The 12474-nt window shown below is 65.6% G+C and carries 13 protein-coding genes; 8 read left to right on the forward strand and 5 right to left on the reverse strand.

From position 1 onward, the window contains the following. Positions 1–116 precede the first annotated feature (116 nt). Positions 117–1787: a mechanosensitive ion channel family protein gene (locus tag FVD38_RS04160; RefSeq protein WP_147933660.1), complete on the forward strand. Its 1671-nt coding sequence runs from the start codon at positions 117–119 to the stop codon at positions 1785–1787. Here FVD38_RS04160 and FVD38_RS04165 read toward each other — a convergent pair. Next, positions 1765–2712 (reverse strand): hydrogen peroxide-inducible genes activator, encoded by a 948-nt coding sequence (locus tag FVD38_RS04165; RefSeq protein WP_147933661.1) that lies wholly within the window; start codon positions 2710–2712, stop codon positions 1765–1767. The two genes, FVD38_RS04160 and FVD38_RS04165, sit on opposite strands and share 23 nt — an antisense overlap. A gap of 153 nt (positions 2713–2865) precedes the next feature. On the opposite strand from FVD38_RS04165, the gene FVD38_RS04170 reads away from it, so the two are divergent. From FVD38_RS04170 to FVD38_RS04180, 3 genes are read left to right on the forward strand one after another with little or no spacing between them, the layout of a single operon-like run. After that, the gene (locus FVD38_RS04170) at positions 2866–4050 is read left to right on the forward strand and encodes a PilT/PilU family type 4a pilus ATPase (protein WP_147933662.1); all 1185 of its coding nucleotides are present in this window, start codon (positions 2866–2868) and stop codon (positions 4048–4050) included. Between the two features lie 33 nt (positions 4051–4083). After that, entirely contained in the window at positions 4084–4557 is a 474-nt protein-coding gene (locus FVD38_RS04175; protein ID WP_147933663.1) for an adenylyltransferase/cytidyltransferase family protein, read from the forward strand. A 5-nt stretch (positions 4558–4562) separates the two neighbouring features. Beyond that, the gene (locus FVD38_RS04180; protein ID WP_147933664.1) at positions 4563–5741 is read left to right on the forward strand and encodes an aminotransferase class V-fold PLP-dependent enzyme; all 1179 of its coding nucleotides are present in this window, start codon (positions 4563–4565) and stop codon (positions 5739–5741) included. A gap of 8 nt (positions 5742–5749) precedes the next feature. Here FVD38_RS04180 and FVD38_RS04185 read toward each other — a convergent pair whose 3' ends face one another. Continuing rightward, on the reverse strand, positions 5750–6115 hold the full coding sequence (locus FVD38_RS04185; protein ID WP_147933665.1) for a hypothetical protein: 366 nt from the start codon (positions 6113–6115) through the stop codon (positions 5750–5752). 28 nt (positions 6116–6143) lie between these two features. Beyond that, positions 6144–7538 carry an FAD-binding oxidoreductase gene (locus tag FVD38_RS04190; protein ID WP_229493403.1) on the reverse strand — a complete coding sequence of 465 codons (1395 nt, stop codon included), beginning with the start codon at positions 7536–7538 and terminating at the stop codon, positions 6144–6146. A gap of 127 nt (positions 7539–7665) precedes the next feature. Between FVD38_RS04190 and FVD38_RS04195 the strand changes: the two genes are divergently transcribed. The 3 genes from FVD38_RS04195 to FVD38_RS04205 all read left to right on the forward strand — a co-directional run bounded on the left by FVD38_RS04195 (position 7666) and on the right by FVD38_RS04205 (position 9976). Then, positions 7666–8838 (forward strand): GDSL-type esterase/lipase family protein, encoded by a 1173-nt coding sequence (locus FVD38_RS04195; RefSeq protein ID WP_147933666.1) that lies wholly within the window; start codon positions 7666–7668, stop codon positions 8836–8838. Positions 8839–8907: 69 nt separating this feature from the next. After that, the gene (locus tag FVD38_RS04200) at positions 8908–9405 is read left to right on the forward strand and encodes a cupin domain-containing protein (protein WP_147933667.1); all 498 of its coding nucleotides are present in this window, start codon (positions 8908–8910) and stop codon (positions 9403–9405) included. A 10-nt stretch (positions 9406–9415) separates the two neighbouring features. After that, positions 9416–9976, forward strand: a complete 561-nt coding sequence (locus FVD38_RS04205) for a dihydrofolate reductase family protein (protein ID WP_229493405.1) — start codon at positions 9416–9418, stop codon at positions 9974–9976. Between the two features lie 3 nt (positions 9977–9979). Here the strand turns inward: FVD38_RS04205 and trmL are convergent, their stop codons facing one another. Continuing rightward, a complete protein-coding gene (gene trmL, locus FVD38_RS04210) occupies positions 9980–10450 on the reverse strand; it encodes a tRNA (uridine(34)/cytosine(34)/5-carboxymethylaminomethyluridine(34)-2'-O)-methyltransferase TrmL (RefSeq protein WP_147933668.1) in 471 nt (156 codons plus the stop codon). Positions 10451–10482: 32 nt separating this feature from the next. Beyond that, on the reverse strand, positions 10483–11202 hold the full coding sequence (locus FVD38_RS04215; protein ID WP_147933669.1) for a ComF family protein: 720 nt from the start codon (positions 11200–11202) through the stop codon (positions 10483–10485). A gap of 60 nt (positions 11203–11262) precedes the next feature. On the opposite strand from FVD38_RS04215, the gene FVD38_RS04220 reads away from it, so the two are divergent. Next, positions 11263–12180, forward strand: a complete 918-nt coding sequence (locus FVD38_RS04220; RefSeq protein ID WP_147933670.1) for a methyltransferase domain-containing protein — start codon at positions 11263–11265, stop codon at positions 12178–12180. The last annotated feature ends 294 nt before the right edge of the window (positions 12181–12474 follow it).

The following is a 12474-nucleotide window of genomic DNA, read 5'->3' on the forward strand; positions in this document are numbered from 1 at the left end:
GACTCTGCCGGATGCTAGACTTGCCTGAAAGCGGACATAGGATGTCCGTTTTCATTTTGAGCCCTGTTTTTTGTTCCGCATCAGCCAGATGCCCAGTCAGAGGAGTCGACTTGCTTATGCGTGCTTCGTTCAGTTTCCTGTTCCTGTTGTTGATCGCCCTGGCGGCGCCGCTGTCACCGACCGCCTTTGCCGCCGGCCAGGCCGAAGAAGCGGCGCCCGCCGAGGAAGTCATTCCCGATGCGCTCAAGCGCGAGACGCCGCGCTCGATGGTGTCGGGCCTGATCTCCGCCCTGGCCGAGCCCGATTACGATCGCGCCGCCCAGTACCTCGATACGCCCACCGGGACCAACCGGCAGCGCACCAATGCCATCTCCCAGGCGCGCAACTTCCATGCGCTGCTGGACAATGGCGGCTCGCTGTCGCCGTTCGTCGCGCTGTCGAACGAGACCATCGGCAAGATCGACGACGACTTGCCGGCCGAGCAGGAAAATGTCGGCGTCCTGACCATCCAGGACAAGAAGGTGCCGGTCCTGCTGACCCGTGGGCAGGATGGCGACCACCAGGTCTGGCGCGTGTCGCGCGAGACGATCGACCAGGTCGCGCAGGCGGCGCGCCAGGAGCCGGTGGTGCAGGCGCCCGACAAGAATGAACTCGTCGTCGCCGGCGCGCCGCTGAAGGACTGGGCGATGCTGGTCGGGCTCGGGGTGCTGCTCTTTGGCGGACTGTGGACGGTGGCGGCCCTGATCGTCGCCGCCATGCGCAGGTTGGTACCTGATGCGGGCGCCAACGGCCTGGTGCGTTTCATGGAGGCGGCGCTGCCGCCGGCCAGCCTGCTGATCGCGGTTGCCCTGTTCTACAACTGGGCCGAAGAACTGCCAGTGTCGATCGTCGCGCGCACGACCCTGCTGCGCTATACCGACATCATCTCGGTAATCGCCCTGGTATGGTTCGGCCTGCGCCTGATCGATGCGGTCGCCGAGCTGGCCACCGCGCGCATGCAGCGCAGCCAGCGGCGCCAGGTGGTGGCCGTCATCACGCTGGCGCGCCGCGCCGCCAAGATCCTGCTGCTGGCGTTCTCTGGCATCGCCATCCTCGGCACCTTCGGCATCGACGTCACGACCGGTATTGCGGCCCTGGGTATCGGCGGTATCGCGCTGGCGCTGGGCGCCCAGAAGACGGTGGAAAACCTGGTCGGCAGCGTCACCGTGATCGCCGACAAGCCGCTGCAGGTGGGCGACTTCGTCAAGGTCGGCGACGTGGTCGGCACCGTGGAAGACGTGGGCATTCGCTCGACCCGCATCCGCACCGGCGAGCGCACCGTCGTCACCATCCCCAACGGCGACCTGTCGGCGCGCCAGATCGAGAACTTTGCGGCGCGCGACCGCTTCCTGTTCAACCCGACCATCGCGGTGCCGCTCGGCACCCCGTCGGCCAAGCTGAAGGAGGCGATCACCATCGTCCAGCAGGTGCTGACGGAAGAGAAGAACATGGCCGAGGGCCATCGCGCGCGGCTGGGCAGCATCAACGATCGGGCCTTCAACATCGATGTCTGGTCGTACATCAACGTAGGCGAGTTCGACACCCAAGTCATCATCCGCGAGACGCTGCTACTGAAGATCCACGAGCGGCTGGAAGCGGCCGGCATCTCCTTCGCCTTCCCGACCCAGAAGATTGTGTTATCGCGGGAGCAGACCGGCGCCCGGGAACAGCCGGAGGGTCCTGGCGAGGGGGGAGAGGATGCTGGCCTGGTGACGCTGGATAAGACTATGCCGCAGCCTCGAGCATGACCATTTCCACGCCCGGCAGATGGCATTCGCCCACCGCGCGCACCACCGCATCGATCGCGGCGCGGCGGGTGAAGCTCTTGCGCCAGGCGATCACCACGCGGCGCGACGGCGCCGGCGGCAGGAAGGGCACATAGCTCAAGAGGCCGTTCGGGTCGCGCATATCGGCCACCGAGGCGCGCGGCAGCACGGTCAGGCCGATGCCGCTGGCGACCATGTGGCGGATCGTCTCGAGCGACGAGCCTTCGAAGGTGCGCTGCATGCCGTTGCCGGCCGCCGGCGCCGAAAAGCGCGCCATTTCCGGGCACACTTCGAGCACCTGGTCGCGGAAGCAGTGGCCGGCGCCCAGCAGCAGCATGGTTTCGCTTTTGAGGTCTTCGGCCGAGATTTCCTTGCGGCCCGCCCACGGATGGCTGCGCGGCATGGCCACGACGAAGGGCTCGTCGTACAGCGGCTGCACCGACATGCCGTGGTCGGGCAGCGGCAGCGCCATGATGGCGGCGTCCAGCTCGCCCTGGCGCAGCAGCTCCAGCAGTTTATGCGTGTAGTTCTCTTGCAGCACCAGCGGCATTTGCGGCACGGTGTCGATCAGGTTCTTCACCAGCGGTGGCAGCAGGTAGGGCCCGATCGTGTAGATCACGCCCAGCCGCAGCGGGCCGGCCAGCGGATCCTTGTTCTGCTTGGCCAGCTCCTTGATGGCGGCGGTCTGTTCCAGCACCCGCTCGGCCTGGGCCACGATCTGGGCGCCCAGCGGCGTCACGGAGACTTCGGAGCCGCCACGCTCGAACAGGGTCACGCCCAGCTCGTCCTCGAGCTTCTTGATGGCGACGGACAGGGTGGGCTGGGCCACGAAACAGGCCTCGGCGGCATGGCCGAAGTGTTTGGCGCGCGCGACGGCGACAATGTATTTCAGCTCGGTCAGTGTCATGTTTATGTGTTTCGGGTAGCGCACCGTGGCCGGCGCCGGGGCGACGGACCGGGGCGGCAGACCCGTTTTAGCCATGAAATAATAGTTTAACGAGAATCATAGTCGATATAATTGCCCGGCAGGTTAGGTTGCTGCAATTTTTGAAAGGCCCGCATGTCCTCGACGTTCGGCCCGGCACAAGCCCAGGCCTACATCCACAAGCTCCTGACGGTGATGCACCACCAGGGTGGCTCCGACCTCTTCATCTCGGCTGACTTTCCTCCAAGCATCAAACATCAGGGGGCGATGAAGGCGCTCAGCCAGCAGCGCCTGACGGGCGAAGTGACGCGCGCGCTGGCGCTGTCGATCATGAACGAGCGTCAGCGCGCCGAGTTCGAGGCCGAGATGGAGTGCAATTTCGCGATCTCGCTGCCGGGCGTCTGCCGTTTCCGCGTCAACGTCTATGTGCAGCAGCAGAGCGTAGGCATGGTGGTGCGCACGATCGCGTCCGAAATCCCCAACTTCGAAAAGCTCGACCTGCCCGAAGTGCTCAAGGACGTGGTGATGACCAAGCGCGGCCTGGTGCTGGTCGTGGGCGGCACCGGTTCCGGCAAGTCGACCACGCTGGCGGCGATGATCGACTACCGCAACAGCAACTCGGCCGGCCACATCATCACGGTGGAAGACCCGGTCGAGTACGTCCACAAGAACAAGCAGTGCCTGGTGACGCACCGCGAAGTGGGCGTCGATACGCTGTCGTGGCACCACGCGCTCAAGAACACGCTGCGCCAGGCGCCGGACGTGATCCTGATCGGTGAGATCCGCGATACCGAGACGATGGAACACGCGATCGCCTTCGCCGAGACCGGCCACCTGTGCCTGGGCACGCTGCACGCCAATAACGCCAACCAGACGATGGACCGGATCATCAACTTCTTCCCCGAAGAGCGGCGCAATCAGTTGTTGATGGATTTGTCGTCGAACCTGCGCGCCATCGTCTCGCAGCGCCTGGTGCGCACCGAGGATGGCAAGGGCCGCAAGGCGGCCATCGAGATCCTGCTGAACACGCCGACCATCGGCGAGATGATCCTCAAGGGGAACTTCCAGAACATCAAGGAGATCATGCACAAGTCGCGCGAACTGGGCATGTGCACCTTCGACCAGGCCTTGTTTGATCTGTACAACAAGGGCCTGATCGGCTATGACGAGGCGATCCGCAATGCCGACTCGGCCAATGGCCTGCGCCTGCAGATCAAGCTGTCGGGCGAGCGCCGGGAACCGGGTGGCGGCGCAGCGCGGCCTGCCGAGCTGTCGATGGCGATCGACGAAGAACCTGACGACGAACCTCCGAAACACTGACATTCGCTTTATTTTTCGCATTATTCCTGACTCATGCCTTCATTCGAAAACAAGATCTGCACGCGCGCCGAGCTGGCTGCGCGTATCGCCGCATTGCCGAAACCAGTGGTGCTGACCAACGGCGTGTTCGACATCCTGCACCGCGGCCATGTGACCTACCTGGCGCAAGCGCGCGAACTGGGAGGATCGCTGGTGGTGGCGGCGAACACCGATGCCTCGGTCAAGCGCCTGGGCAAGGGCGACGACCGTCCGCACAACACGCTGGCCGACCGCATGGCCGTGCTGGCGGCGTTGGAATCGGTGAGCCTGGTGGTCGAGTTCGACGAGGACACCGCGCTGGAAGTGGTGCAGGAAGGCCGGCCCGACATCTACGCCAAGGGCGGCGATTACGTGATGGACCAGATCCCTGAAGGCAAGGCCGTGCTGGCCTATGGCGGCCGGGCGGTGGCGATCGATTTCGAGCATGACCGCTCGACCACCAAGCTGGTGGCGCGGATTCGCGGCTGACCGGCATGCCGACGCTTCCTGCCTTGCCAACCGATCTCGACGCCCTGTGTCCGCGCGCGCCGGATGCCATCGTCAATCTCGAGCATGGCTATTTCGGGGCGATGGCGCTGCCGGTGCAGCAGGCGCTGGAGGAGGCGATTCGGTATACCAATACTCACCTGAGTCCTTTCCTGCGCGGCGAGTTCGGCCACAAGCACGCCGAAACCCTGCGCGCGCGACTGGCGCAGCTGATCAACGCCGAACCGCACGAGATCCTGCTTACGCGCAGCGCCAGCGAATCGATGCAAGTGCTGATCGGGCAGTATCGCGCGTTGGAGCCGGGCGATGCCGTGCTGTGGTCGAACCTGGACTATCCGGCCATGCGCTACGCGATGGCCTGGCTCGAAGGGCGGCGCGGCGCGCGTCCAGTCGAACTGCAATTCACCTTGCCGCTGGGCCGCGCCGCACTGCTCGACCGTTATGCGGCGGCGATCCGCGACACGCCGGGTCTGAAGCTGATGCTGCTGTCCCAGGTCTATCCGGCCAATGGCCAGCAGGCGCCGGTGCGCGAGATCGTGGCGCTGGCGCGCGAACGCGGCATCGACGTGCTGGTCGACAGCGCGCATGCGCTGGGACAGGTGGCGGTGGACGTGCAGGCGCTTGGCGTCGACTTCGCCGGCTTCAACCTGCATAAATGGATCGGCGCGCCGCCGGGACTGGGCTTCGTCTATATCCGCGCCTCGCAGCTGGACAAGATCGAGCCGCATTTCGGCGACCGCGATTACGCCGGGGACGACATCCGCGGCCGCCTGCATGCGGGCATGCCGCCGGTGAGCGCCATCATGGCGGCCCCAAGCTCGCTCGATGTCCATGAGATGCTCGGCGGAGTGGCGGCGAAGGAAGCGCGCCTGAACTGGCTGCGCTGCTACTGGATGCGGCGTGTAGCCGACTTGCCGGGATTGCGCCTGCTGACGCCGCTTGACGGCGGCACGGCGCTGGCGGCGTTCACGATCGATGGCATGGCGGCGCGCGAAGTACAGGGCGCGCTGCTGGAGCGCTTCGGTATATTCACGGTCGAGCGCCAGGTGGGAGGCACGAGCGTCGTGCGCGTCACGGTAGCGCTGACCACGACGACGGGAGAGCTGGATCGCCTGGTCGACGCCTTGAACGTACTGGCGCGCGAAGCCGCCGCACGGTCCGCTTAGACCGGCCGTTAGCTTGCCGCGGCGGGCGTGCGGTCGTATTGCACCACACCGCCCTCCGACAGCGTGAACACCAGGTCGCACTGCGCGAAGATGTCGGCGCTCACGCCATCGTGGACCGAGTCGTAGAGCCATGCGGCCATCGCGGCGTTCGTCGCCTGCATCTCGATTTCCTGGCCGGGTTTGCCGGCTTGCAGCGCATCGACCAGTTCCTGGACGAAGAAGGGAATGGCGCCCGCGGTCCATTCGGCGCCACGTTCGCGCGCCTCTGCTGCGCGCGGTTGTGCCATCGTCATCAGCGCGGTGGCGTCGACCTGCGTTTCCATGGCCAGGGTGGATTCGGATTGGTCATCGGTCGTGAAGACACGTATCAGCATGATGTTGGCTTTCGTTTCATTGGTTGGATCAGCCGGTATGGTACGCGTCCCACAGCTTGTTGCGGAACCTGTATGCCGGGTCGACCCTGCGCTTGAGCGCGAAGAAGCGTTCGGCATCCGGATAGGCGGCGTGGAATTGCGCCACGGTCGCGTGGATCTGGTAGGGCAGGTAGTAGGAGCCCCCTAGCGCCGTAGCGGCGTCGACCAGCGAGCGGGTCCAGGCGCGCACGGCGTCCCGGTCGCGCGGCGTGGTCTGCTGGCGGTAGTACAGCACGAAGGCGAACACGTCGGTGCGGGCCCAGGCCAGCAGCGTGCCCGGGTCCTTGCGCGCATGGCGGATCGAGACGTTGATCACGTTCACATGGTGCTGACGCAGGATGGCGCGCAGCCGCCCGGCGAAGCGCTCCATCGCCGCGACCGGCACGAAATACTCTTGCAGCGCGTAGGCGGTCCCGGCGCCGGCCAGCGGCGCGAGCGAATGGATGTCAAGGCCGGCCTGGTGGTTGCGCCACTCGACCGCGTCGGTCGAATAGAGGAGCGGTTCGAGGATGCGGCGGCGCAGCTCCTTGCCCCAGTGCGAAGCCGAGATTACTTCCTGCAGCCGGCGTTCGATGCGGTAGTCGCCGCCCGTGGCGGTGAGGCGGTTAGGTAGCGTCACTGCGCGGCTGGTGCGCGAGAAGGTCACGGCGCGCACCAGCGTGTAATCGTCGGGATACAAGGTCGCGTTGTGCATCACGGCGTCCGGATCGGCGCCGATGCGCCCTTCGAAGAAGCGGCGGTAGCTGGACAGCGGCATCACCTGCGAGCGCCGCTCGAGCGGGCCGTTGTCGGCCAGGCGCAGGGTCGCTTCCACGATCACGCCGATGCCGCCATAGCCGCCGATCGCGCCGTAGAAGAGTTCGCTGTTGCGGGTGGGGCTGGCGGCGAGCAGCGTGCCGTCGGCCAGCAACAGGCGGATCGCTTCCACGCTCGACACCAGCGGGCCTTGCCCGACGTAGCGGCCATGGGCGTTGACGCCGAGCGAGCCGCCGACGGTGAAATCGGCATACGACTGCATCACTTGCAGCGCCAGGTCGTGCGGGTCGATGACGGCCTGGATGCGGCGCCAGGTGATGCCCGGCTGGACCGTGATGCTGCGCTCGGCGGGCACGAAGCGCACTACCTGGTCGAAGCCGCGCATGTCCAGATGCAGCGAACGGTCGGCGGCGATCTGGCCGCCCATGCTGTAGCGGGCGCCGCCGATCGAGACCGGGCCGGCGTGAGCGCGCAGCGCGGCCGCGATCTGGTCCACCGTGCGCGGAACCAGGATGCGCTCGACATTCACCGGGTTCAGCTGCGTGGCGTCGTTGACCACCGGCTGGCGGGCAAGGGCGGGCAGGCCGAGCGAGGCGAGGGCGAGCACCAGGCGGCGGCGAGTGGGCATCGGCGATCTGGGCAAGCGCGATCTCCAGGGCAGGGCAATGGATGAGCAAACTACGCATCGACGCCGCCGGTGTCAACGCTGAGGTCCTTATAATGAGCGCTGCAAAAATTCTCCGAGGAATATCGTGATGACGCTGTCCTTCCATTCACCGATCACGCCGGAACTGGTCCATGGCGCCGTCGAACTCGAGCGCACGGAAGCGGGCCTGCTGCCGCACCGCCTGCCGGCCTGGGCACGCGCCCAGTACCAGGATCCGCAACTGGCGATGGTGGAGGCGCAGCCTTCCGGCGTGCGCCTGGCGCTGCACACTGCGGCGACGGTCGTGGAACTGGTCGTCTTGCCGACCAAGCGCCGCTACGGCGCCATGGCGCCGCGCCCGGATGGCATCTATGACCTACTCGTCGACGGCCATCTGGCGCAGCAGGCCAGCGCGCCGGGCGGCAAGATCATGGACATCGACATGCTGTCCGGCGCGGCGACGATGCGGCCGGGCGAACCGCAGCGGCTGCGCTTTGCCGGCCTGCCGCCGGGCGACAAGACCCTCGAGATCTGGCTGCCACATGACGAGACGACCGAGCTGGTGGCGTTGGATGCCGATGCGCCGGTGACCCCGCTTGCTGCATCGGGCAGGCGCCGCTGGCTGCACCATGGCAGCTCCATCAGCCAGGGCTCCAACGCGACCAACCCGACCGGCATCTGGCCGGCCGTGGCCGCGCAGTTGGCCGGCGTCGACGTGCTCAATCTGGGCCTGGGTGGCAGCGCATTGTTGGACCCGTTCACGGCGCGCACGATCCGCGACTTGCCGGCCGACGTGATCAGCCTCAAGCTCGGGATTAACCTCGTCAACACGGATGCGATGCGGCTGCGCGCCTTCGGACCGGCCGTGCACGGTTTTCTCGATACGATCAGGGAAGGGCATCCGACGACGCCTCTGCTGGTGATCTCGCCGACCTGGTGTCCGATCCATGAAACGACGCCCGGCCCGACCATGTTCGATGGCAAGGCGCTGGAAAAGGGCAAGTTGCTGTTCCGGGCAATGGGCAATGATGCCGAGCGCCGGCAGGGCAAGCTGACCCTGGGCGTGATCCGCGAGCAGTTGCAGAAGATCGTCCAGCAGCGGGCGCCGGCCGATGCGAATATCCATTACCTCAACGGCAGTGCGCTTTACGGCCCGGAGGACAATGCGCGTTATCCGCTGCCCGACGAGCTGCATCCCGAGGCAGAGGCGCACCGCCTGATCGGCGAACGCTTTTGCGCGCTGGCGTTTCGTGCCGGTGCCTTTGGCGAAGGCGGGGCCTGAATTTGGGTTTATTCTTTGTTGGAATATACCCTTTCGAGAAACTGCTACCTCTTGACCTGCGAGCCTCCCATGACGCTTGAAACCAGTTCTGACAATCTGATCTCCCTGCTGTCGCTGATGCCGCATCCGGAAGGAGGGCACTTCAGGGAGACTTACCGCAGTCAACACCGTGTGAACAGGGAGGAGGACGCAGCAAGCCGTTCTGCCTCGACTGCAATTTATTACCTTCTTCGCGGAAGGGAGAGGTCGACATGGCATCGGATTCGGTCGGACGAGATGTGGCATTTTTATGAAGGTGTGCCGATTCGAATCTACGTCCTGGAACCACATGGAGGACTCAGTGTTCTCAGGCTCGGTAATCCATTGCGGCACGAGGGCGCACAGTTCCAGGCGCTGGTCCCTGCCGGGCGCTGGTTCGCCGCGCAATGCGAGGAGCACGAGGGCTACAGCCTGGTGGGTTGTACAGTAGCCCCGGGCTTCGAGTTCGAAGAATTCGAGATCGGGGATGTGAGCGTCCTCAAGCGGGATTGGCCCGAGCATTCGGAGTCGATCGCGCGCCTGGCGTAATGCGGAGGGTATGGTGGGACTCTTAACCTTCAGTATCAATATCACCCTGGACGGCTGCGTCGACCACCAGGAAGGAATCGCCGACGACGAGACACATGCGTTCTTCACCCGTCTCATGGACGAGAGTGGGGCGATGCTGTGGGGCCGCGTCACCTACGAGATGATGGAGGGCTACTGGCCAGCGGTCGCCACGGGCGCTATGGAAGCACCGCCAGCGATGCGCGAGTGGGCGCTCAAGCTGGAAGCCAAGCCGAAGTACGTGGTGTCCTCGACACGAAGCGACTTCCCCTGGACCAACAGCCACCACATCGCCGGCAACCTGCGTGCGGGAATACAGCAGCTCAAGGACGCGACGCCAAACGGCGTGCTGCTCGGTAGCGGCAAGCTCGCGACTGAGCTGGACCGGCTGGACTTGATCGACGAGTACAAGCTACTCGTCCATCCCAGGATCGCCGGCCACGGCCCGACCCTGTATGAGAGCGGACTAGGCAGGACGCGACGGCTTGAATTGATCTCGGCGAAACCACTACTTAACGGTGCGGTCGCCATGCACTACCGACGCGCGCGCTGACATCTATGCCCCGCCCTGGTATCCGTTCTGCCGCCAGGCCTCGTACACCACGATCGCCACCGTGTTCGACAGGTTCAGGCTGCGGTTATCGGGCCGCATCGGCAGCCGGATGCGCTGTGCCGCGGGGAAGGTTTCACGAAACGCCGGCGCCAGGCCGCGCGACTCCGGTCCGAACACGAACACGTCTCCCGCCTGGAAGCTGGCTTCGGCGAATGGCGACGAGCCATGCGTGGTCAACGCGAACATGCGCGACTGATCGGGCTTGACCGCCTCCAGGAAGGCATCCCAGTCCTTGTGCACCTTCATATTGGCGTACTCGTGGTAATCCAGTCCGGCGCGGCGCATCTTGGCGTCGTCCAGCGGGAAACCGAGCGGTTCGATCAGGTGCAGCTGGGCGCCGGCGTTGGCGCACAGGCGGATCACATTGCCGGTATTCGGCGGGATTTCTGGTTCGACCAGGACGACGTGAAACAAGGTACTTTCTCCTCAGTGATCTCAGTGGTAGTTCATGCATGCGGCGGCGTGCGCGCAAACACGAAGTTCGTGACGCGCGCGGCGCCGGCCCGCTTCAGGACGGCGGCAACTTCGTCGAGCGTATGCCCACTCGACATGACGTCGTCGACCACGCCCACATGGCGCCCGCGTACGTCGCACATGGCGTCCACCCCGAACGCCCCGCGCACATTCTTCTTGCGTTCTCCCGGCGCGGCATTCGACTGCGCCTGTGTTTCCCGCACCCGCTGCAAGAGCCGCGGCGCTACGGCCACGCGCAAGGCGCGGGCCAGCGGCCGCGCCACCTCGAGCGCCTGGTTGTAGCCGCGCTCGACCAGGCGGGCGGAGCCCAGCGGCACCGGGCACAGCAGGTCGGGCAACCCTGGCGCTGCAAGTGCGACGGCATCCCGTAGCACGCGCGCCATCCACGGCGCCAGCGCCAGCTGGGCCCCGAATTTCAGCTGCAGCACCAGGCTGTCGAGCGGCGCCGCGTAATCGCAGGCGGCCACGGTGGCGTCGAAGGCGGGTTGCGCTGCCAGGCAGGCGCCGCAATGCCGGCCGAGATCGGGCGCGCCGACCGGATTGGCGCAGCACGGGCAGCGCGTCACGGGCAGGACGTAGGCCTGCTCGCAGGCCGCGCACACGGCTCGACCCGAATAGCCTCCGCACAAGGCGCAGGCGGACGGCAGCATGGCGCCCAGCAGGCGGCCGGGCAGTGCGCGAAGGTCCAGCATCGGCTTGACTTCCCACAACCGGTTAAACTGCCAACATTATCTCATCTCGACTTGCATCCCATGGCTTCTCCTCAATCCTCGTCCAGGCTGAGCGCCCCGATCGACCTGTCCCGCGTGCGTGAGCTGTTTGCGCGTCCCGAACGCATCGCGCCATCGGATTTCCTGCGCCGCGAGATCGCCGCACGGATGCATGAGCGCCTGAGTCTCGTCAAACTCGTTCCGAAGCAGGTGCTGGACGCCGGTTGCGGCGCCGGCGCCGACCTGGCCCTGTTGCAGAAGACCTATCCGGCTGCCCAGATCCTGGGCCTCGATGGGGCAGGGGCCATGGCGCGCGCGGCGAAAGGGCCGGTGGCGCAGGGCGGCGCGCTGAATCAGCTGCTGACGCGCCTGATGCCGGCCAAGGCCGGTGTCGACGTGCTGTGCGGCGACTATGGCAACCTGCCGTTCGGACCAAACTCGCTCGACCTGCTGTGGTCGAACCTGGCGCTGCACTGGCACCCGCTGCCCGACCGCGTGTTCGCCGAATGGCGCCGCGTGCTGCGGGTGGAGGGCCTGCTGATGTTTTCCTGCTTCGGCCCGGACACCTTCACCGAGGTGCGCAGCGCCTTCGCCGCGCTCGATGCCTACCCGCACACCTTGCCCTTCGTCGACATGCACGATTTCGGCGACCAGCTGGTCGCGGCCGGGTTCTCGACGCCCGTCATGGACATGGAGCGCATCACCGTCACCTACGACACACCGCAGGCGCTGCTGGCCGACGTGCGGGCACTGGGCGGCAATCCGCTGGAATCGCGCCGCCGCGGCCTGATCGGCCGCGCGGCCTGGCAGCGCATGCTCGACGCCCTCGAGGCGCAACGCCGCCCGGACGGCAAGCTCAGCCTGACGTTCGAAGTCATCTACGGGCACGCCTTCCGCCCGGCGCCGCGCACCACGGCAACCGGCGAATCGATCGTGCGCTTCCAGCCCCGCAAGCCCTGATATCCACCTTGCATGGCTTATATGGCAATAAGCCCGATTTTCCTTGAATAAAAATTAGTGCTTTAGATATAATCAATTGCTATTTTTTTCGTCCGGCCAATAGAATCGCTTAAAAAAGCGGCAGATTCAGACGAAAAGTAGAAAAAAGAATTGCAGCAGTCGTAGAGTCGTCCACCCTGGCAGCAACGTATTGCCAGGTGGGCGAGATGGTTTCCCACCATTCCGCAGCGCAATTTCGCGGGACGACCCGGCAAGCCCTCTGCGATCAGTAGGAGCGGGCACGGTTCGTTCACG

The sequence above is a fragment of the Massilia arenae genome, assembly GCF_008014745.1.
Taxonomy (GTDB): Bacteria; Pseudomonadota; Gammaproteobacteria; order Burkholderiales; family Burkholderiaceae_D; genus Telluria; species Telluria arenae.